The sequence below is a fragment of the Hymenobacter ruricola genome, assembly GCF_015694525.1.
Lineage (GTDB): Bacteria > Bacteroidota > Bacteroidia > Cytophagales > Hymenobacteraceae > Hymenobacter > Hymenobacter ruricola.
In genome coordinates, this window is sequence record NZ_JADQDM010000004.1 from 166709 (window position 1) to 188132 (window position 21424).

A 21424-nucleotide genomic window follows, 5' to 3' on the forward strand; every position below is an offset into this window, starting at 1 on the left:
TGAAGCGAAGAACTTCATATAAAGGAATACTCAAAACCTTAAAAAAGGCCTCCGACAGTGCATCGGAGGCCTTTTTACTAACGTAGCACGCGGCCGGCTACTCCTTAATAACCTTGATGCGCACCAGCTGGCCATCCAGCACGGCCTGCACCAGGTACAAGCCCGCGGGCAGGGCCGCCAGGTCGGTCACGGGCAGCTGGCTGGTGCCGGCCGGCACGTCTAGGCGCAGCGCGCGCACCACCCGGCCCGTGGCGTCGGTGAAGGTGAGCGCCGTGGCCGGCTGGGCGGTGCGGGCCCGCACCGTGAAAGTGAGCGCGGCCCCAAACGGCACGGGCGCCGCGCTGAGTGCCGCCGCGGCCCCAGCAAATTCCAGCTCGCGCACGGCCGAGTAGGTGGTGGTGCCGTCCTGGTCCTGCTGGCGCAGGCGGTAGTAGCGGCGGCCGGCTTTGCCGGCTTCGTCGTCGAGGTAAGCGTAGCGGTGCGCGGTGCTGCTCGACCCCGCGCCGGCCACGAAGGCCAACTCCCGGAAGGTGCGGCCGTCGGTGCTCACCTGCACCCCGAAGCCGCGATTGTGGCGCTCGGTGGCGGTGGTCCAGGTCAGGGCCGCGCGGTCGCCCTGGCGGGTGGCTTCGAAAGCGGTGAGCTCCACGGGCAGGGGGGCAAGCTCGTTGCCCAGCGTCCAGATGGAGAAATCGGTGATGCCGGTTTTGCTTATCACGTTGCCGGCCGCGGTGATGGGGCGCTGGTTGGCCCAGGGGCCGGCCGGGCCGCTCACCGACTTGAACAAGGCCAGGTTGGCGGCCGGAATGCCGTTGAGCTCGTGGTCGAGGTAGGCAAAATCCATGGCCACGCTCAGGCCCGCGTTGGTGGTGGGCTGAATGTCGAAGTTGCGCTTGATGCTCACGCTGGCGCCCACGCCCGTGAGGACGGCGCCCGTGGTGCGCACCACCGTGGTCAGACCGGGGAAAGCAGCGGAAGCCGCATCAGGCGTCAGCGTCAGGCCGATGTTGCCGAAGGTTTCGGCGGTGGCGGTGCTCAGGTCGCGGCCGGGCACGGCCACCCGGCCCAACACGTAGCTCAGGTCGGTTTCGGCCGGCGAGAGGGCGGCGGTAGTGGGCAGGGTGAGGGTGTTGGCGCCGGTGCTGAGCACGCCCTGGGTCATGGTCAGGGTATTGTTCACCGTCAGGTCGTTGGCCAGCGTGAGGGTGGCGGTGGCGCTGCTCAGGTTCACCGTGAGGCCGTAGAAAGCGGCCACGCCGGTGCTGCTGGGCGCCGCGCCGCGGAAGCTCACCATGCCTCCCGTCAAACTCAGGTTGGCGGCGGGCGTGCTGCTGACCAGGTCGCCGTAGATGCTCAGAGTGCCGCCGCTTTGGGCGAGGCGGGCACCGCTGGCCAGGGTGAGGGTGCGCACCCTGGCGCTGCCCGCCGCAATGCTGGGGTAGTTGGCCCCGAGGCCGGCCGGAATCACGGCATCCAGCAGGCTGGTGGGTACGCAGTTGGTCCAGTTGGCGGCGTTAAACCAGTTGGTGGCGTCGCCGGGGGCTGCGCCGGTGTAGGTGGTGGTGCCACTCACGGTGATGATGACCGGGGCCAGCGTGTTGTTGGCCGGGTTGGTGTCGCGGGTGGCCGCGGCCGTGAGGCTGATGGTGTAAGTGCCCGGCGCGGTCAGGTCCGCCGTCGTCACGAAGCTCACCGCCCGGGTGGCGTTGGGTGCCAAGGTGCCCGTGCTCACCACCACCGGCGCGAGGGTCGTGGTGCCGTTTGGCCCGGTCACGGTTCCGGTCAGGGTCACGGGGTTGGCGCCGAAATAAATGTCGGTGGCAGCCTCGTTTTTCAGGGTCACGGTCACCGTTTGGGTGGCGCTGAAGCAGGTTTGGGTGGTGAGCGGGGCCGTCAGGGCCGTGAGGCTGACGTCGAAGGAGGGCGGCGCGAAGTCGCCTTCGTCGGCGCCGATGTCGGGGCCGGTGCCGCCACCGTTGGCTTGGCCGGCCAGCGGGTAGCCGGTGCGCACGTTATTGGTTTCAAAGTCGTCGGTGAGGCCGCCGATGGCCACGCCGCCGCTTTCCACGCGGGTGCCCAGGCCCGAAGCGGGCACGGCTTTCACCCGCAGAAAGTCGGCGCTGGTGCCGTCGGTGCTCACAAATTCTACGTCCTCGGCCTGCGAGTTCGACTCGCGGGTGTTGGCCCCGCCGGCCTGGATAAAGGTTTTGTAGGCGCCCACGGTAGCCTGCGCGTTGGTGGGGGTGGCCGCGGCGCTTTCGCCGTACACGTAAGCGTTGGTGCCGCTCACGAAGTAGATGTTGTTGTTGGTGGTGCCGGCCAGGTTGGTGGTGGCTGGCACGGTGCCGGCCGTGCCCGAAGCCCGGCGCAGCGCCACGGTGCTGCCCGTGGCGCCGGCCACCGATTTGTTGATGACGATGTTGTTGCGCAAATCAACCAATCCGCTTGCTGGGTACGCAATGCCTGTGCTGCCGAAAGCGCCCGCCGTGCTGCTGGCCGTGAGGCGAATCGAGTTGTAGTAAATGTTGTACGTGGCAGTAGCGTTCAGGCCCAGGCCGGTAACGCCAGTGCTGCTGGTGGCCGCCGGCGCCCGCAGGTCGGCAATGCGGTTGTTGCTGACATTGAAAACGGCAGCAGATAAAGCCGAAAGACTAATGCCGCTGAGAGTAGACCCGGAAGCACTGGTGCTGAGGTCGTAAACGCTGTTGCGCGCCACGTTCACCGTCGTGCCATCGGTCACACTGATGCCGCTTACGCTGCCCGTGGTGCCATTGCCGTGGCTAAGGCTGGCAATGGTGTTGCGCGAGGCCGTGAGGGTAGTGCCACTATTGAAGCGGATGCCGAACAGCTGCCCGGTGGAGGCGCTGCCGCCGCGAAGCCCGGTAATGGTGTTTTGGTCAACCGTAACAGCCGAGCCGCCCTGAATCAAAACCCCGTAAACCACCGTGTTGCCCGAGCTGGAGCTTGACAGACCCAGAATATTATTGGTTGCTACGGTGGCTTCCAGCGAGGAACTGGCGTTGAGCGCAACGCCCGCCACCGGGCTGGGCCCTGCGTTGTTCAGGGGGCTGGCCAGCGTGCCGATGTTGTTCGAATTGATGCTGACGTACTTCGCGTTTTGGCTGGCGCCTAAGGCAGCACCCACGAAGATGCCGTAAATCCCTGTGCCGGTGCTGCTGGCCACCGTGCCTGTCAGGCCATAAATGGTGTTGCCGTTCACGGTGGAAATGTTGGCGGTGGCGCCGCTCGTATCCCCGTAGTTGAAGTTGATGCCGAAAAGCGAGCTGGTGCCGCCGGTGATATTGGTAATGGTGTTGCCGTTGATGATGCCCTGGGGGCCGTTCAGCACGCCCACTACCTGCCTGATGCCATAGAATACCGTGGCTCCCGTGAGCGTGATGTTGCTAACGGTGTTGCCGGTAATGGTGTGCACAATCGGGGTGGTAGCCGGCGCGTTGCCCGTGTTGCTATACCCATAAAAAGTGGCGCCGGCGGCTTTGGTCACATTCGTTACCGTGTTGTTGGTGAACGTGATGGTGGCCGTGGGCGTCGAAGCGGCGACGTTCGCGAAATACGCGCTGCCGGAGGTGGCAAGGGTCTTGTTCGAGTTATCCCAGGTGTTGGCGTTGGCCGTCCAGGTATTCAGCGACCCATCAATCAGAAAGCACTGCACCGGGGCCGAAGAACTCAGGGTGGCTTCTATGGTGAACGTGTTGTTGCTCGTGGTGAGCGTCAGCCCATTGGCGGAAGCCTGAATGCCCCGAATTTCGGTATTCGAGCCGGAGTTGTTCAGCGTCAGGGTATTGTTGCTCGCGGTGATAATGCCTGCGGTCCCGTTATCAAAACTAATGCCGCGCAACAACCGAATGGCGGGGCTGCCGCCAGCCGCGTTGTCCACCGTGTTATACTTCACGGTCAGGTTGTTCTGGTAGCTTCCCCGAATGCCCGCCACGTCCTGGCCCCCCGCAAACGCGTTGAGGTTGCGAAGCAGGTTGCCGGAACCCGTGCCGCCCACGCCGGGCGTGCCGGCAGTGCTGCCGCCGATGTTGTTGTCCTGGTCGTAATTGGCGTAAGGCGCGGCGTCAACCAGCCCCAGCAGCGAAATGCCCTGGTTGCAGTTCTCAATGGTGTTGTTGGTGAACGCGTTGCCGGAGTTCTGGGCCGCCACAGTGGCCCCGGTCGCCGCTACGGCGGTCAGGCTGGCGTTCGTTGAGTTGGCCCCGTAAATGCCCGTGGTGTTGTTGGCGATGGCTTTCGGTTTCTGCAACACAATATTGCAGTTGCGGATGATGTTGTTCTGGCACCCGTCGGCGGTGGCGCCCGCACCCGTCCGGAACAGGGCGTACCCCATTTCCATCTGCAATGCCTGCGTGCCGTTCGAGGCGGGGTCGTTTAGGTCAATGCCGTCGAAGGTCACGAAATCGGTGCCGTTCAAGGCCACAATGGCGTCAACCGTAGTGCTGGTAGGGCCCGCCGGCGCAATGATTTTCGGAGCCGTGCTGCCGGTATTCGAGCGGATGAACGTGACGCGGTTGGTAGCACTGGCGCCGGCAATGGCGTTGAGCACCATTTTCTCGGTGTAGGTGGTGCCGTCCTTCACCACGAAGGTGGTGGCGCAGGTCACGCCAAAGTTGTTCAGGGCCGTGGCGGCAGCGGAGAAGGAAACAAAGTTGGTGGCCGAGGCCGGCAGCGTACTGTCGATGGTGTACACCGAGCCGCACAGGCTGCTGACGGAGAACGTGGCCGTGTAGTTGAAGCTGTTGTTGCTGAAGAAGTTGGTGCCCGAGCCGCAGCCATCGTAGTAGGACTCGGCATACACCTCCAGGGTGTAGTTGCCGGCGGCCAGGCCGGTCAGCACGTTGGCGGTGTTGCCCTGGTTGGTCCACTGCTGGTCGCCGTTGGTGGGGTTGTTGAGCTCCCCGTCGTAGTTCAGCGTCACCTGCGCGAAGCTGGGCGTGGCGGGCCGGGCCCCGGTAGGGTACACCACGTAGTTAATCTTGCTGCCCGTCACGTTGGTGCCGTTGCCGGGGCAGGTGCTGTTTTTGAAGGTCTTGAGCTGGCCCCCGCTGAAATTCAGCACGCCGCCGTTGGTGGCCAGCGCCAGGGTGCCCAGGTTGGTGCCGTTGAACGGGATGTTGGGCGACACCGTCTGCGGGTTCAGGCGGTAATAGGTTTGGTTGGCCGGGTTGCCAAAATGGAGCACCACGTAGCCTTCGAAAACCCCGGTGTTGGCCCAGGCCCGCGCGGCCGGCAGCAGCACCAGGGCCGCCAGCAGCAAGCCCAGCAGCGGCCGCCGGAACGCGCGCCGACTGCCAAAAACCCGTGAAAGAGAACGTAAAAAGTGTTGCATAGAAAAAAGATGAGGAAAACGAAATGCAGCGCTGACCAGGAACTGAAAAGCCCTTCACCAACAAGTTTCTGCCGCAGGCATACCGGGCCGAATTTCAAAGGTCACACTTTGATGAGCGCAAATCAAAGTTTTCCACCATCTATCATTGCCCGGCGAATGCTTATGACGAAAGCCCGAAGCCCGCGCGCCGGCGTGGGCTATATATCGGCCTTCGCGTTGGGGGCCATGGTCAGCCGGGCCAGAAAGTGCAGGGCCGACGTGTAGCGGCCGCGCAACTCGCGGTATTGCGCAAACGCCGCGCCGCGGTCGGGGCACAGGGCCAGGCCCTGTTCGGCCAGAAACTGGCAGGCGTCGTCGAAGTCGGCCCGGCCGGGGTCTTCCGGGCCTTCGTCGGGCAGCAGGGCGCTGGGCTCGGCGCCGGCTTTAGTGTTGAAAAAGCGGTACACGCGGTTCAGGGCCAGGCAGCCGGCCTTGAAGGTGATTTCGGCCTGGCGGGGCCGCGGGCCATCCACGGCGGCAAACAGCAGGGCGGCCGCGTCCAGAATCAGCCCGCCGGCCGTGACCCAGGAGCGCCCCGGCTGCGGCGAGCGGAAGAACGAGAGAATGGGCAGCGAGGTGTGGCTTTCCTCAATCTCGACAAACCACTGCTCCCAGGCCGCCCACTGCGCGTCGTCGTTCTGCACCGAGCCGTCGTGGTTGAGCCAGCCCAGCAGGCAGGCGGCGGTGGGCGGGGTGCCGGCGCGCAGCTCCAGCAGGGCCACCGTGGTTTCGCGCCGCGCAAATGCCTGGTAGATGGTGGGCAGGTACGAGAGCAGCAGCGTGAGCAGCAGCAGCCCCAGCGCCGCTTCGGAGTAGGTGAAGGCCGCGATGAAAACGTGGCGGGTATCGGTGGTGCCCAGCGTGGTGAGGGAGCTGCTGCTCAGTTCGTAGCAACGCAGCCAGCTGCCTTCACCCAGCGCCCAGTACAGGCCGGTGTAGCCCACCCCAACCAGAAACTCCCAGGCCACGGGCAGCGCCACCAGCGCCACGGGCGCGTAGTGCGCCATAATGCGGTCGCGCCGCTCGTAAGAGTTGGCCAGCTTCGCGGCGAAGTCGAACACGACGCGGATGCCCATGAACACCCACACGTTCAGCCGCACCACCTCGTTGCGCGGCAGCACAAACGAGCGAATGGCGGCCGACAGCGTGGTGACGACGAGCATGACGCCGCCCAAGCCAGTCACGATGCGCAAAGCCACAAACAGAAAATCCGACATACGCAGGCAAAAGCCCTGATACGGGCAACCGCCACAAACCGCCGGCCGCCCAACGAATTAGCAAAATTAGCGCGGGGCCTGCCGCGCTTTCCACAGCTCGCGGAACGACTGCGGTGCAATGGCCAGCGCCGCGCGCCGCTTGCTCCAGCCCACCTGGCCCAGCAAGCGGCCGAGGCTCCAGTCCTTCACCCGGGCGGGCAGCACATCCAGGGCCCAGCGGTGCTGCATGCTCCACTTCCACAGGCCAATGGCTATTTTTTCCTCCGTCGGCGCGTGGCCTTCCTCCACGCTCTGCTTGCGGTTGAGCAAGAGCAGGTTGTGCAGCGGAATGCGGACCGGGCACACCGTGGTGCAGGCGCCGCACAGGCTGCTGGCGTAGCTCAGGTGCTTGTGCTCGGGCAGGCCGCTCAGGTGCGGGCTGATGACCGAGCCGATGGGGCCGGAGTAGGTGGTTTCGTAGGTGTGCCCGCCGATGTTTTTGTACACGGGGCACACGTTCAGGCAAGCGCCGCAGCGGATGCAGCGCAGGGCGGCGCGCTTGTCGGGCTGGGCCAGCAGGTTGGTGCGGCCGTTGTCGAGCAGGATGACCACCATTTCCTCCGGGCCGTCCGCTTCACTCGCTTGGCGCGGGCCAAAGTACACTGTGTTGTACACCGTCACTTGCTGGCCGGTGCCGCTAGTGCTGAGCAGGGGCCAGAACAAGTCCAAATCGGTGAGCTGCGGAATCACTTTCTCAATGCCCACAATGGCAATGTGCAGCTTGGGGAAGGTGGCCGATAGCCGGGCATTGCCTTCGTTCTCAGTCACGGCGATGGCGCCTTCTTTGGCAATGAGGAAGTTGCCGCCGGTCACGCCCACCTCGGCGCTGGTGTACTTGTTCCGCAGCAGGTGCCGGGCCGTGAGCACCAGCTGCTGGGCGTCGTCGGTGTGCTCGATGCCCAGGTGCTTCACGAAAATGGCGGCGATGTCGGCCTTGCTCAGGTGCATGGCCGGCGTCACAATGTGGTAAGGCCGCTCGCCGTTCAGCTGCACGATGTATTCGCCCAGGTCCGTCTCCACCGACTCGATGCCCTGCGTGGCCAGGTACTTGTTGAGGTGGATTTCTTCGGTGGTCATGCTCTTGGCTTTCACCACCGTTTTGGTGTTGCGCGCCGCCGTCAGCTTGCCGATTTCGGCCAGCGCTTCGGCGGCGTCGCGCGCCCAAATCACCCGGCCGCCGCGGGCCGTGAAGGCAGCTTCGAACTGCAGCAGGTGCTCGTCCAGCTTTTCCAGCACGGTGGCTTTGAGGTAGGCGCCGCGGTCGCGGGCCAGCTCGTGCTGGTCGTAGAGCTTGAGGCCGGCGCTCACGGCCGCGTCGTACTTGCCGATGTTGAACCGGATTTTGCGGCGGTGCTCGCGGTCGAAGGCTTTGGTTTCGGCGTCGAGCTGAAACTGCTCGGCTTTGGCTTTGGGGGCGTTGGTCATGGCTTGTTGGAATCAACCACGATGCGCTGCTCGCGGTTCGCCAGCTCCCAGGCCGTGTGGAACACCAGCTGGGCGCGCTCCGCTAATTTATCGAACTCGATTTTCTCCACGTCGTCGGTGGCCTTGTGGTAGTCGGCGTGCTCGCCGGTGGTGTAGAAAATGACCGGGATTTTGCGCCGCGCAAAGTTGTAGTGGTCCGAGCGGTAGTAGATGTGCTCCGGCTCGCCGGGGATATTGAAGCGGTAGTCCAGCTCCAAGTGCGTGTAGTCGCGGTTGGCCGCCTCGTTGATGCGGTGCAGGTCCGACGACAATTTATCCGAACCCACAATGCACACGAAATGCTTCTTGGGGCTGTGTTTGCGGTCGGTGCGGCCCACCATGTCAATGTTCAAGTCGGCAATGGTCTGGGCCAGCGGCAGCACCGGGTGGGCCGTGTAGTATTCGGAGCCGAAGAGGCCTTCCTCCTCGGCCGTCATGGTAATGAACAGGATGCTGCGCCGCGGCCCGTGGCCTTCTTTTTTGGCCTGGGCAAACGCCTTTGCCAGCTGCAGCACCGCCACCGTGCCGGAGCCGTCGTCGTCGGCCCCGTTGTAAATGGTGTCGTGTTTCACGCCCAAATGGTCGTAGTGGGCCGAAATCACCAGCACCTCGTCCTTCTTGTCGCTGCCTTCCAGGAAGCCCAGCACGTTTTCGGTGGTCAGCTGCTCCTGCGCCTGCGGCAAATAAAAGGTGGCCGAAGGGGCCCGAAACGCCGGCCGTACCGACTGCCCGGCGGCCTGGCCCAGCGCCTGCACGTAGCCCAGCAGCTCGGGCATGGTGGCGCCGGCCAGCTGCAGGCCCAGCTCCTGCGAGGTCAAGTACACGCCAATGCCCGGCGGAATGCTCTCGCTCACCGTGTCGACGATGGCCGGGCCGGGGTCGGGCAGCGAAAAGGCCAGCTCGCTCAGCGACGCGCCAAACTGCTGGCCTTCCTGCCGAAACGCCGCCGTGGGCGCAAACGTGACCAGGAAAATGCTGCGCGCGCCCTTGGCCTTCGCCAGCGCCGCCTTCCGCAGGCCCGATTCCCAGTAGTCCGCCTTGCGGCCGTAGGGCTTCAGCAGCTGGCGGCCCCGCTCGTCCTGCGGCGCGCCCATCAGGGCCACCACGTCCTTGCCCGTCACATCCAGCCCGGCGTAATCGGAATACGGCCCCTGCTCCACCCCAAAACCCACAAACACCGGCTGGGCCGCCGTAGGAACGAGAAACGGCGAAGGCATGGGCCCGTAGCTGAAAAAGTCATTCAGCCACTCGTAGCGCTGGCCGTTCACCTGCACGTAGCCGCCCGGCGCGGGCGTGCCCCGGGTCAGCGGGAAGTGCTGCAAATACGGACTGTCGCCGCCCGTCACGGGCCCCTGCAGGCCCAGCGCCGCAAACTGCTTCACCAGAAACTCGGCCGCCAGCTTCTGGCCCGGCTGGCCCGCCTCGCGACCCTGAAAGGCATCGGAAGCCACCACGGTCAGGTTCTGGCGCAGCTCGTCGGGAAGGATGGTAGCGGCGTAAGTGCGGGCCCAGTCGGTGGGAGCGGGCGTGGCGCTGGGCGCGGCGGCTTTGGTCTTGATTTTGACCTTGGTAGGTGCTTGCTGAGCCGCGGCGGGCAAGCCGGTGATTAAGGTGAGTTGCCCGAAAAGTAGTAGTGGCTTCATGAAAAGAAGAGCGCAGGAAAGTATAACACGCAATAAACAGAACGTCATGTCGAGCTGGTCGAGACATCTCGCCTGGGGCAGTAATCCATTCAAGTGAGTTACTGCCCCCACGCGAGATGTCTCGACCAGCTCGACATGACGTTCGTGGCTTTTGGCTACTTATTTAGCTTTACGGCTTGTTCGAGTCAACGGCGATGCGGCCGTCGCGGTTGGCCAGCTCCCAAGCCAGGTGGAACACCAGCTGGGCGCGCTTCTCCATTTTCGGAAACTCGATTTTGTCAATTTCGTCGGTTTCCTTGTGGTAGTCGGCGTGCACGCCGTTGAAGAAGAAGGCCACCGGCACCTTGTTCACCGCGAAGTTATAGTGGTCCGAACGGTAGTAGAAGCGGTTCGGGTCGGCGGGGTCGTCGAAGCGGTAGTCCAGGTCGAGGTGGGTGTACTTCTGGTTCTGTTCTTCCTGAATCACCTTCAGCTGCGACGCCAGCTTGTCGGAGCCGATGACGTACACGTAGTCCGGCTTGCCTTCGTGCTCCACGTCGGTGCGCCCAATCATGTCCACGTTCAAATCTGCCTCCGTCTGGGCCAGCGGGAAAATGGGGTGCTTGGAGTAGTACTCCGAGCCAAACAGGCCCTTTTCCTCGCCCGTCACGCTCAGGAACAGCAGGCTGCGGCGCGGCCCGTGGCCCTCGGCCTTGGCCTTGGCAAACGCCTCCGCAATGGCAATGATGCCCGAAGTGCCCGAGCCGTCGTCATCGGCCCCGTTGAACACCTTGCCCTCCTGAATGCCCAAGTGGTCGTGGTGGGCCGAAATCACAATGATGTCTTCCTTCTTATCCGTGCCTTCGATGAAGCCCAGCGCGTTTTCCGTGTCCAGCGGCGTGCGCTTGCGCTCGGCCTTAATCTGCATCGGCACCACTTTGAAGGCCGGTTTCACGGGCTGCTTCGTGGCGTTAATTTTGGCCAGGTAGGCCTGCATGGCGGCCTCCTTGGTGCCCAGCACCGCCATGCCCACGGCCGGCGACACGAAGAACGACGGCACCCGGCTCGGCTTTTCGGTGGTCGGCAGCACCGTCGAAGGGCGCGAGATGTAGGGCGCCATCCGGGCGGCCAGCTTGGCAAAGTTGTCGTTGGGGTTGAAGCTCACGAAAATGGCCGTGCGGGCGCCTTTCTGGGCGGCCAGCTGGGCTTTGGCGCGGTAGTCGTTGCCCCATTTCGTGGGCGCGCCGTCGGCGCTGAGCAGGGCTTTGCCGCCGTCGCCGGTGGGCTCGCCCAGCATAATCAGCACGTCCTTGCCCTTCACGTCCACGCCGGCGTAATCGGAGTAGCCCGGCTGCTCAATGCCGTAGCCCACAAACACCGGCGTCACCGTCGTTACCGTGGCAAAAGGCGAGTCGCCCATGCCGTAGAAATCCACCAGCCACTGGTAGCTGGTTTTGCCCACTTTCAGGCTGGCGCCGTCGGCCCAGGTCACCTGCTCCACGTTGAAATGCTGCTGGTAGGGGTCGGAACCCGTGGTCACGGGCCCAGTCAGGCCGGCGTTTTTGAACTGCGTGGCCACGTAGGCCGCGGCCATGTGCTGGCCTTTCATGCCCGTTTCGCGGCCCTCGTACTCGTCCGAGGCCAGCACCGACAGGTGCGCGCGCAGGCGCTCGGCGTTCACCAGGTCGGCGTATTTCACGCTCCAGTCTTCTGCGACCGGTGCCACGGGCTGGGTGGCCGGCGCGGCCTGGCCCTCTTTCATTTTGGTTTTGGCCGCGGGCGCCGTCACGTTGCCTTTGGTCTTGACTTTGATTTTGCCCTGGGCGTGGGCCGAGGAGGCGCTGGCCAAAGCCAGCAGGGCAAGCAGCAACGTTTTATTCGTCATCAGAAAAGGAAATGGTGGGAGTAGTAAGGTAGGGGCGGGGCTTGCCCCCGCCCGTCGTTGAACAAATTCGATAAATTGGCGGGAACACCGGACGGGGGCAAGCCCCGCCCCTACATTTTTTGGATAAGCACGGTGGCATACGCCGCCACGCCTTCCTGCCGCCCCACAAACCCCAGTTTCTCGGTGGTGGTTGCTTTAATAGAGATATCATCGGCATCAATTCCCATCACGGCGGCCAGCACGCGCTGCATTTCGGCGATGTGCGGGTTCACTTTGGGCCGTTCCAGGCAGATGGTCGAGTCGATGTTGCCGACTTCGTAGCCTTTCGCGCGCAGCAGGCGCAGCACCTCGCTCAGCAGGCGCTTCGAGTCGATTCCCTTGTACTGCGGGTCGGTGTCGGGGAAGTGAAAGCCAATGTCGCGCAGGTTGGCGGCGCCCAGCAGCGCGTCGCAGATGACGTGGATGAGCACGTCGGCGTCGGAGTGGCCAAGGGCGCCGTGGGTGTGCGGCACCTGAATGCCGCCAAGCCAGAACGGCAGGCCTTCCTGCAATTGGTGAACGTCGTAGCCGAAGCCGGTGCGAATTTTCATAAGGTCGGAGGAATGTCGGGCTTCAAAGCGCCGCTGCAAAAGTACCCGGCGCCCGCTGCCCGCGCTACGCCAACATTTTGGGCGTGTTAACAAAATAATAATCGGATTATACGATGCTATTAAACTAAATTTATTAGCTTTGTATTGCTACTGTAATTAGTTGCATGTCGAGGGCACCACGAAAAATTTCCGTTATGGTCAAAATATCCCGTCCGCTCATCCGTCCCTCTTCGAGGCAAAAGCGCTGATACCGATAGCTGGCCGCAAAAAAACAGCTGGAAACTTTGGGCACGATAAAAGTTTCCGTTGTATCTTTGCGGCGTTAGTTATGGAAATCAAAGACCGAATCCTGAACCACGCCCAGGCGCTTTTTATGCGCAACGGCATCAAAAGCGTGAGCATGGACGACATCGCGGCCGACATGGCCATGTCGAAAAAGACCCTCTACAAGTGGTTCGAGAACAAGGACCAGATTGTATTGGCCACCATGAACCGCCACCTCAACCAGGTGCAGGGCGAGTGCGCCGCCGTAGCCGGCCCCGCCGCCAACGCCATCGAGGAGATGCTGACCATTTCGCGCTGGGCCGATGAACAGTTCAGCAACGTGCACCCCAGTATTTTCAACGACCTGAAGAAGTATCACCCCGTGGCCTGGGAGCTGTTTGGCCGGCACAAAAACTCGTTCATTCTGGAGCAAATCACCCGGAACCTGCGCCGCGGCATGGCCGAGGGCCTGTTCCGCCCCGACCTCGACGTGGACGTGCTGGCCCGCCTCAACCTGGCCCAGATTGAGCTGGCTTTTGACCCCACACTTTATCCCCCGGCGCAGTTCAGCCCAATGCGCGTCAACCGGGTGTTCGACGAGCATTTTCTGCTGGGCGTGGCCACGCTCAAGGGCCACAAGCTCATCAACGACTACCGCCAGGTGACTGAAAACGAATAGCAACTCTCGCCTTTTTTCCGCATACCCGTTACCCTTTTTGCTGTTATGAAGATGTTTCAACCCAGAGTCCTGCTGCTGGCGGCGCTGAGTGCGGCCGCGCCGCACGGGCTGCTTGCCCAAACCCGGCCCAACCCGGCGCTGGCATCTACCCCCACGGCCGGCACCATGCCCCTGAGCCTGCAGCAGGCCGTGAGCTACGCCATCCAGAACAAGCCCACGTTGCTGGCCACCCGCCTGGGCGAGGCCACGGCCGCCGCGCGGGTGGGCGAAATCAAGAGCGCCGGCCTGCCGCAGGTGAACGTGGCAGCCACGGCCACCGACAACCTCAAGCTGCAAAAGTCGCTGGTTGACTTTGGGGCGCTGGGCGGCGGCTCGTCGGCCACGCCGCTCACGGCGGCCGATATTGCGGCTGCGCAGGCCGGGCAGACGGTGAACATCAAGCCCATCTCGCTGCCCTCCGAGCCAGTGCCGCCGCAGGCCTTCGCCTTCGGCCTGCAGTACGCCGGCAACGCCAGCGCCTCGGTGTCGCAGCTGCTGTTCGACGGCGCGTACCTGATTGGCTTGAAGGCGGCTAAGGTGTACACCGAGCTGGCCAAGAAGCAGACCCAGCAGGCCGAAATCGACGTGGTGGAGCAGGTGAGCAAGGCCTATTACAGCACGCTGGTGGCCCGCTCGCGCCTCGCCCTGCTGGCCCGCAACGTGCAGCGCCTCGACACGGTGCTCTACCAAACCAACCAGACGTTTAAGGCCGGTTTCGCCGAGAAGCTCGACGTAGACCGCCTGCGCGTGCAGCGTAACAACCTGGTGGTGGAGCAGCAGAAAGCCCAGCGCCTCACCGAGCTGAGCGTGGCCTTGCTGAAGTTTCAGATGGGCCTGCCGCAGCAGCAAAACGTCCAGCTCACCGACTCGCTCGGCGCGGCCGTGGTGGATGCCGGCGCCCTGCGCCAGCGCCTCGGCGTGGCCAGCCTGAACACCGGCGGCGCCGGCGAAGGCAACGTGCCCACGGCCCCCGCGCCCGTCACGGGCACCGACCAGGCCACCCAAAACCGCCTCGACCAGCAAACCGCCCTGGCGGGCGGCCTGGCCCCGGCCGCGCTGGGCGCCCTTAACTACAACAACCGCATCGAGTTTACGACGCTGGAAACGCAGCAGGCCCTGGCTGGCCTCGACCTGCGCAACCGGCAGGCCGGCGCCTACCCGCGCCTGCTGCTGACCGGCGCCTACGGCTTCACCGGCTCGGCCAAGACGATGGGCGACTTGTTTGCCTTCCGCGGGCCCGACTCGCGGGCCGGCAACGGCTTCCCCAACCAGAACTGGTTCGGCTTCGGCAACGTGGGCTTGACCTTGCAGGTGCCGGTGTTCGACGGGTTCCGCCGCAAGTATCTGGTGCAGCAGAGCCGCATTCAGCAGCAAACCATTGAGAAAGGTTTCGAGACGCTGAAGCAGAGCATTGACTTGCAGGACGCCCAGAGCCGCACCACGCTCATCAACGCCCTGGACGTGCTCGACAACCAGAAAGCCAACCTCGACCTCGCCACCGACGTGGCCCGCGTGACGCGCATCAAGTTCAACGCCGGCGTGGGCTCCAACCTGGAGGTCATCACGGCCGAAACCGACCTGCGCTCGGCCCAAACGAACTACTACGGCGCCGTGTACGATGTGCTGGTGGCCAAAGTGGACCGCGACAAGGCCACCGGCGAACTGTACAACCAGGTAAAGAAATAACAACGGTGTTGTCTGTCATCCTGAGCGCAGCGAAGGACCTTCTCAGGTCAGAACGAATTGCTTCAGGCGTGACAAGGTCCTTCGCTCCGCTCAGGATGACAGCCGATTCTCCGATAATCTAAAATACCCGTTTCCCATGCGTTTCAACTCCATTCAACCCGCGGCCCTTCTCTTAGCTGGCACCTTGCTCGCTTCCTGCGGCGGCGGCAACAAAGACCCCAAGGCCGAGCTGGCCAAGCTCAAAAGCGAGCAGGCCGCCAACCAGGCCAAAATCGCCGAGCTAGAAGCCAAAACCGGCGGCCCCGCCACCGTGGCCCCCACCTCGGTGGCGGTAATGAACGTGCAGCCCGAGAACTTCAAGAGCTTCCTGGAAGTGCAGGGCCGCGTCGACTTCGACCAGAACGCCACCGTGGGTGCCCGCGCCGCTGGCTCGCTCACCAGCATCCGCGTGCAGCGCGGCGACCGCGTGAGCAAAGGCCAGGTATTGGCCACCGTGGATGCCAGCATCCTCGACGCCAACGCCGCCGAGCTGCGCACCCGCATGGACCTGGCCAAGACGGTGTACGAAAAGCAAGCCGGCCTCTGGAAGCAGCAGATTGGCACCGAAATCCAGTACCTGCAGGCCAAGAACAACTACGAGGCGCTGCAGCGTAACCTGGCCACGCTCAACCAGCAACGCTCCTTGTATAACGTGGTGGCCCCGTTCTCGGGCACCGTGGACGAGGTGCTGCCCAAGCTGGGCGAAATCACGTCGCCCGGCGCGCCGGTGGTGCGCCTGGCCGGCGGCACGGGCGGCAAAATCCTGGCCGACGTGAGCGAAGCCTACGGCAACAGCATCAAGGCCGGCGACAACGCCGTGGTGACCATCCCGGACCTGGGCGGGGAGGAGCTGCCCGCCACGGTGCGCGTGGTGAGCCGCACCATCAACGCCACCAGCCGCACCTTCACGGTGGAGGTTCGCCTGAAAGGCAACAAAGCCGCCGACCTGCGCCCCAACATGGTGGCCACCGTCCGCATCCAGAACTACGCCCGCCAGAACGCCACGGTCATCCCCGTGGACCTGGTGCAGAAAGACGAAGAAAACAGCTACGTGTACGTGGTGGGCCAGGAAGGCAACAAGAAAGTAGCCAAGAAGCGCGTCATCAAAACCGGCAACACCTACAACGGCAAAGTGGAAGTCACCAGCGGCCTCACCGCCAACGACCAGGTGATTTCGGCCGGCTACCAGAACCTCAACGAAGGCCAATCCATCGCCGTGCAAGGGTAGCCCAACGTTTGGCGACCCGTGCCGAGTCTTCGGCGGGGAGCGCCAACACTTCAACTTGCCTCGCCGAACCTTCGGCGACCCCCGCACAACTTTCGGAGGGACGGGCCAAACCTTCGGCGACCCTCGCCGAACGTTCGGCGAGGGTCGCCAAAGAATATTCCTGCCAAGCTTGACAATCAGCGGGGTAGGTTACCAATAAAATCTGCAAGAAACGCCCTCGCAAGAGTCGATTTATTGTAATAAAGTCAACGCTGCACGTTTAACGCCCTCGCGGCACCCTTCCTATGCAGGATTTAGAAAAAGAATTCGGCCCAACCAGTTGGTCCATCAACAACAAAACCAGCATCTACATCATCACGGTGCTGCTGTGCGTGGCGGGCATTTTCGCCTACGTGAAGCTGGGCAAGGAGAAATTCCCCGACATCGTGATTCCGCGCATCATCGTGGCCACGGTGTACCCCGGCACGTCGCCCACGGACATCGAAAACCTGGTGACGCGCCAGCTCGAAAAGGAGATTAAGAGCGTGAACGGGGTGAAGCACATCAACTCCACCTCCAACCAGGACTATTGCATCGTGGACGTGGAGTTCAACTCCGGCATCGACGTGCAGTACGCCAAGCAGCTCATCAAAGACGCCGTGGACAAGGCCAGCACCGAGCTGCCCAACGACCTGCCCACGGCTCCCACAGTGAAGGAAATCAACATTTCCGAGCAGCCCATCATGTACGTCAACCTGGCCGGCAACCTGCCCGCCGCCCAGCTCAAAAAGTTCGCCGACGACTTCCAGGACAAGATTGAGGCCCTGCCCGAAATCACCCGCGTCGACATCATCGGCGCCCTGGACCAGCAGGTGAACGTGGACGTGGACCTCAACAAGCTGCGCGCCTCGCGCCTGAGCTTTACCGACATTTCGCGCGCCATCGGCGGCGAGAACGTGACCGTGTCGGGTGGCAGCATCGACGTGGGCGGCCAGAAGCGCGCCGTGCGCGTGGCCGGCCAGTACGTGCGCGCCGAAGATATTGCCGACATCCAGGTGAAAAACCTGAACGGCTCGCCGGTGCGCCTCGGCGACATTGCCACCGTCACCGACGGCTTCAAGGACCGCGAAAGCTACGCCCGCCTCGACGGCAAGCCCGCCATCACGCTGAACGTGGTGAAGCGCCAGGGCGAGAACCTGATTGACGCCTCCGACAAAATCAAGGCCGTCATCAAGGAGTCGAAGGCCAGCCTGCCCAAGGAGTTGACCATCACCGTGACCGGCGACACCTCGAACGATACGCGCGTGACGCTGCACGACCTCATCAACACCATCGTCATCGGCTTCCTGCTCGTGACGTTCATCCTGATGTTCTTCATGGGCACCACCAACGCCATGTTCGTGGGCTTGTCCGTGCCGATTTCGATGTTCCTGGCCTTCCTCATTATCCCGGGCTTCGATTTCACGCTGAACATGATTGTGCTCTTCGCCTTCCTGCTGGCGCTGGGCATCGTGGTCGACGACGCCATTGTGGTCATCGAAAACACCCACCGCCTACTGCACGAGCACCCCGACCTGAGCACCCAGAAAGCGGCCAAGTTTGCCGCCGGCGAGGTATTCGTGCCGGTATTGGCCGGCACGCTCACTACGGTGGCGCCGTTTGTGCCGCTCATGTTCTGGCCCGGCATCGTGGGCTCGTTCATGTACTACCTGCCCGTGACCCTGATTATCACGCTCATGTCGTCGCTGGTGGTGGCCTTCATCATGAACCCGGTGTTTGCCGTGAGCTTCATGCAGCGCGAAGAGCATTTTGAAGAAGACCTGCACAGCAAACCCAAAGTCACGCGCGGCTTCCTTATCACCATGGGCGTGCTCATTGGCCTGGGCGTGCTGTTCAACCTGATGGCCCTGGGCGCCAAGCCCGACGTGTCGCCCGAAGGCGAAGTGAGCGGCCTGATGGGCCACTTCCTCGGCAACGTCTGCTTGGCCCTGGCCGCCTTCATCGCCCTCGACCGCTTCATTCTCGTGAAGATGATTGCCTGGTTCCAGACCCGCGCCCTGCCGCGCTTCCAGAACGGCTACGCCAGCCTCGTGCGCTGGGCCATCAGCCACCCCACGTTGGTGATGGTGGGCGTCGTGCTGCTCTTCTTCGGCTCGTTCGTGGCCGTGGGCATCCGCAAGCCGGCCATTCAGTTCTTCCCCAAAGGCGACCCCAAGTTCATCTACACCTACCTGAAGATGCCCGTGGGCACCCGCGTAGAAGTAACGGACTCGATTACGAACGTGCTCGAAAACCGCATCTACGGCGTCATCGGCCGCCACAACCCCGACGTGGAATCGGTGATTACCAACGTGGCCATCGGCGCCGGCGACCCCGGCGAAGCCACGGCCCAGGGCGTGTCGCAGTCGCACATGGGCAAAGTGGGCGTGGCCTTCAAAGAACTCAGCGAGCGCAAAGGCCAGGCCACCCACATCTACATGGATAAAATCCGCGAGGTGGTGAAAGGCATCCCTGGCGCCGAAGTCTCGGTGGACCAGGAAGCCAGCGGCCCGCCCACCGGCAAGGAAATCGCCATCGAAGTAGCCGGCGACGACTACCCCAAACTGGCGGCTCTGTCGAAGAAAGTCATTCGCTACGTCGACTCGCTGAAAATCGGCGGCGTGGAGCAATTGCGCTCCAACCTCGAAGACCGCAACCCGGAAATCGCCGTCAACATCAACCGCACCCGCGCCAACCGCGAGGGCATCAGCACCGGTCAGATTGGTCTGGAAGTGCGCACCGCCATCTACGGCAGCGAGGCCAGCAAATTCAAGACCCCGGACGACGAATACCCCATCCAGGTGCGCTACGCCAAGCCCTACCGCGAAGACGTGGACGCTGTGGTGAACGCCCCGCTCACCTTCCGCGACGCCACCGGCGCCATCCGCCAGGTGCCCATTTCCTCGGTGGCCGACGTGACCTACGGCTCTACCTACGGCGGCATCAAGCGCAAAGACACCAAGCGCGTCATCACGATTTCCTCGAACGTGCTCGGCGGCTACACCGGCCCCGACGTGGTGCGCAACATCCAGACGGCCCTCAAGTCGTTCCCGCTGCCGCCCGGCTACACCATCAACATGGGCGGCGCCCAGGAAAACCAGAAAGAAACCAGCGACTTCCTGCCGCTGGCCGGCATCGGGGCCCTGGCCCTCATCTTCCTCATCCTCGTCACGCAGTTCAACTCGTTCAGCAAGCCGGTCATCATCCTCTCCGAAGTGCTGTTTTCGATTGCGGGCGTGTTCTGGGGCCTGGCCATCACAGGCCAGAACGTCAGCATCGTGATGACGGGCGTGGGCATCATCGCCCTGGCCGGCATCGTGGTGAAAAACGGCATTCTACTCGTTGAATTCACCGACATCCTGCGGGCCCAGGGCATGCCGCTGCGCGAGGCCATTGTGCTGGCCGGCCGCACCCGCCTCAACCCCGTGATTCTGACGGCCACCGCCGCCACGCTGGGCCTCATCCCGCTGGCCATCGGCCTGAACATCGACTTCTACGAACTTTTCGCCTCCGGCAACCCGCACTTCTTCATCGGCGGCGAGTCGGTGACGTTCTGGGGCCCCTTGGCCTGGACCATCATTTTCGGTCTGGTGTTCGCCACGGGCATCACCCTGCTGGTGGTGCCGGTGATGTATTTGCTGAGCGAAACGCTGAAGGGAAAAATTTCCGGAAAAAATCCGGATAACGTTGCAACCATTCAGCAGGAGGTGGACTCTGAAGAGGTACAGGCGGCCCGGCCGCCTGTACTAGCCTAACGTTTTCTGCGTTTCAGGTGCCCGTCGGCCGGTTTTTGTTGCAGCACTAACCACTTCATCCCACCCCGACGGGCACCAACCGCAACTGCGCTGGTCGCCTTCGCCTCACCATTTTTTTCGCAACTATTATGTACGTATCCACCACTAGCCTCGCCCACACGCCCACCATCGAGCAGCAAGTATTCCGCATCATCAGCAAGCGCAAAGCCATTCGGGCCAGCCGCGTGCGCAAGACCGCGAGCCTCGCCCGCGACCTGCGCTTCGACACCGTCGACGTCGTCGACATCATCTTAGAGCTGGAGCGCAACTTCAGCATCACCATCCCCGACGAAGTGCCGCTCTACACCGTGGGCGACTTCGTGCGCTACGTGCGCGAGCACGCCGCTGCCGCTTAGTGGTGACTGAGATATCATTGCTATAGTTGCTATAAATTCAAAAGGCCCCGAAACGCAAGTTCCGGGGCCTTTTTCGTTTGCCTTGAGGCGAAGCTAGCGCACGTTGCCGCCCGCGTCGAGGGCGCTGGCATCGTTGCCATTGCGGCTGCCTTCCCAGGTGCTCACGGTAGGGCCGTTGGTGGCGCCGGTGGGCTGGGCGTCGTCGCCGGCTTCGTGCACCGGGCGCGGGCTGCTGCTCTCGGGTGAGCCCAGACCGGAATCGGTATTGGATTCGCGCTGCGGGGAATTAGTAGCGGAATCTGAATGCGTGCCGTGCTGCTTAGCCGACTCGCGCTCGGGCTGCAGGCGGTCAGCATCGGCGCCGGCCGGGGCCGAGCCGGAGCCCGCCATAGAAGCCGCAGCTTGCTCAGCAGCGGATTTGTGGCTGTTGTCGCCAGCGGCAGCCAGCGCGGGGCGCGTCAGCTCCCACTCGTGGAACTTGTCCATCTCGTGCTTGAGCGTGGTCGAGAACCAGGCCACCAAGGCCACGTCGTCGAGCAGGCCCAGCACCGGAATGAAATCCGGAATCAAGTCAATGGGGCTCAGGAAATAAACGAGCACGGCCACGGCTGCCGCCACCGTGCTGGTGGGCACACCCGTGTATTCGCCCGACATGGAGGCTTTAATAAGCCGGAACATGGTTTGGAGCGTTTCCCAGGCCTCGTGGGCCAGCGTGCCGACTTCGTTTTTCTGGCTGGCTTTTTTGTAAGCGTCCGTCAGCAGCGTTTTCATGCGCGTGGGCTGCTTGATGTAACCTTCGGCGGTGCTGAGGAATTTCTTGAAAAAGGCCGAACCGGCCACGTCGTTGCCGGTGGGCGGGGTTTGTTGATTTTGAGCCACGGTATGCGGAGTTAGGAAAGACAAAAGGGAATGAGACAAACGGAGTTTATCTGGGCCTGAATACTGAATTTGCCCATTCAAGGTTATCGAAACCAAGCTCGGCACTTAAGCAGAGGCCGCAACCGGCGCGGTGGTTGCATGTATAAATATGAATTTTATAATTATTGCTCAGGCCAAAAAAACAGCCCTGTTCCGCGAAAGAAACAGGGCTGCTTGAAGTTGCCAGGCAAACGCGC

12 protein-coding genes are annotated in these 21424 nt (G+C 63.0%); 5 read left to right on the forward strand and 7 right to left on the reverse strand.

Going from position 1 to position 21424, the window contains the following annotated elements; translation table 11 throughout:
• Positions 1-97 precede the first annotated feature (97 nt).
• From I2H31_RS10655 to ispF, 6 genes are all read right to left on the reverse strand, one after another.
• Positions 98-5350, reverse strand: a complete 5253-nt coding sequence (locus I2H31_RS10655) for a beta strand repeat-containing protein (RefSeq protein ID WP_196293014.1) — start codon at positions 5348-5350, stop codon at positions 98-100.
• A 197-nt stretch (positions 5351-5547) separates the two neighbouring features.
• Positions 5548-6606: a hypothetical protein gene (locus tag I2H31_RS10660; protein ID WP_196293015.1), complete on the reverse strand. Its 1059-nt coding sequence runs from the start codon at positions 6604-6606 to the stop codon at positions 5548-5550.
• A 66-nt stretch (positions 6607-6672) separates the two neighbouring features.
• Entirely contained in the window at positions 6673-8070 is a 1398-nt protein-coding gene (locus I2H31_RS10665; protein ID WP_196293016.1) for a LutB/LldF family L-lactate oxidation iron-sulfur protein, read from the reverse strand.
• On the reverse strand, positions 8067-9752 hold the full coding sequence (locus tag I2H31_RS10670; protein ID WP_196293017.1) for a M28 family peptidase: 1686 nt from the start codon (positions 9750-9752) through the stop codon (positions 8067-8069). Before I2H31_RS10670 ends, I2H31_RS10665 begins: the two co-directional genes overlap by 4 nt.
• Positions 9753-9921: 169 nt before the next feature.
• Positions 9922-11616: a M28 family peptidase gene (locus I2H31_RS10675; RefSeq protein WP_196293018.1), complete on the reverse strand. Its 1695-nt coding sequence runs from the start codon at positions 11614-11616 to the stop codon at positions 9922-9924.
• Between the two features lie 110 nt (positions 11617-11726).
• Positions 11727-12206, reverse strand: a complete 480-nt coding sequence (gene ispF / locus I2H31_RS10680; protein WP_196293019.1) for a 2-C-methyl-D-erythritol 2,4-cyclodiphosphate synthase — start codon at positions 12204-12206, stop codon at positions 11727-11729.
• Between the two features lie 328 nt (positions 12207-12534).
• On the opposite strand from ispF, the gene I2H31_RS10685 reads away from it, so the two are divergent.
• The 5 genes from I2H31_RS10685 to I2H31_RS10705 all read left to right on the forward strand — a co-directional run bounded on the left by I2H31_RS10685 (position 12535) and on the right by I2H31_RS10705 (position 20309).
• Complete coding sequence (locus I2H31_RS10685) at positions 12535-13149, forward strand: TetR/AcrR family transcriptional regulator (RefSeq protein WP_196293020.1); 615 nt, start codon at positions 12535-12537, stop codon at positions 13147-13149.
• Positions 13150-13194: 45 nt separating this feature from the next.
• Positions 13195-14874 (forward strand): TolC family protein, encoded by a 1680-nt coding sequence (locus I2H31_RS10690; protein WP_196293021.1) that lies wholly within the window; start codon positions 13195-13197, stop codon positions 14872-14874.
• 136 nt (positions 14875-15010) lie between these two features.
• On the forward strand, positions 15011-16141 hold the full coding sequence (locus I2H31_RS10695; RefSeq protein WP_196293022.1) for an efflux RND transporter periplasmic adaptor subunit: 1131 nt from the start codon (positions 15011-15013) through the stop codon (positions 16139-16141).
• Positions 16142-16425: 284 nt separating this feature from the next.
• A complete protein-coding gene (locus I2H31_RS10700; protein WP_196293023.1) occupies positions 16426-19914 on the forward strand; it encodes an efflux RND transporter permease subunit in 3489 nt (1162 codons plus the stop codon).
• A gap of 128 nt (positions 19915-20042) precedes the next feature.
• Positions 20043-20309 (forward strand): acyl carrier protein, encoded by a 267-nt coding sequence (locus I2H31_RS10705; RefSeq protein WP_196293024.1) that lies wholly within the window; start codon positions 20043-20045, stop codon positions 20307-20309.
• Positions 20310-20402: 93 nt separating this feature from the next.
• On the opposite strand, the gene I2H31_RS25800 is transcribed toward I2H31_RS10705, so the two are convergent.
• The gene (locus I2H31_RS25800; RefSeq protein ID WP_394368958.1) at positions 20403-21188 is read right to left on the reverse strand and encodes a YkvA family protein; all 786 of its coding nucleotides are present in this window, start codon (positions 21186-21188) and stop codon (positions 20403-20405) included.
• Between the last annotated feature and the right edge of the window lie 236 nt (positions 21189-21424).

Coding starts and splice junctions, on each gene's coding strand:
- I2H31_RS10655 (WP_196293014.1), bottom strand. CDS start 5,350: ATGCAACACTTTTTACGTTCTCTTTCACGGGTTTTTGGCAGTCGGCGC.
- I2H31_RS10660 (WP_196293015.1), bottom strand. CDS start 6,606: ATGTCGGATTTTCTGTTTGTGGCTTTGCGCATCGTGACTGGCTTGGGC.
- I2H31_RS10665 (WP_196293016.1), bottom strand. CDS start 8,070: ATGACCAACGCCCCCAAAGCCAAAGCCGAGCAGTTTCAGCTCGACGCC.
- I2H31_RS10670 (WP_196293017.1), bottom strand. CDS start 9,752: ATGAAGCCACTACTACTTTTCGGGCAACTCACCTTAATCACCGGCTTG.
- I2H31_RS10675 (WP_196293018.1), bottom strand. CDS start 11,616: ATGACGAATAAAACGTTGCTGCTTGCCCTGCTGGCTTTGGCCAGCGCC.
- ispF (WP_196293019.1), bottom strand. CDS start 12,206: ATGAAAATTCGCACCGGCTTCGGCTACGACGTTCACCAATTGCAGGAA.
- I2H31_RS10685 (WP_196293020.1), top strand. CDS start 12,535: ATGGAAATCAAAGACCGAATCCTGAACCACGCCCAGGCGCTTTTTATG.
- I2H31_RS10690 (WP_196293021.1), top strand. CDS start 13,195: ATGAAGATGTTTCAACCCAGAGTCCTGCTGCTGGCGGCGCTGAGTGCG.
- I2H31_RS10695 (WP_196293022.1), top strand. CDS start 15,011: ATGCGTTTCAACTCCATTCAACCCGCGGCCCTTCTCTTAGCTGGCACC.
- I2H31_RS10700 (WP_196293023.1), top strand. CDS start 16,426: ATGCAGGATTTAGAAAAAGAATTCGGCCCAACCAGTTGGTCCATCAAC.
- I2H31_RS10705 (WP_196293024.1), top strand. CDS start 20,043: ATGTACGTATCCACCACTAGCCTCGCCCACACGCCCACCATCGAGCAG.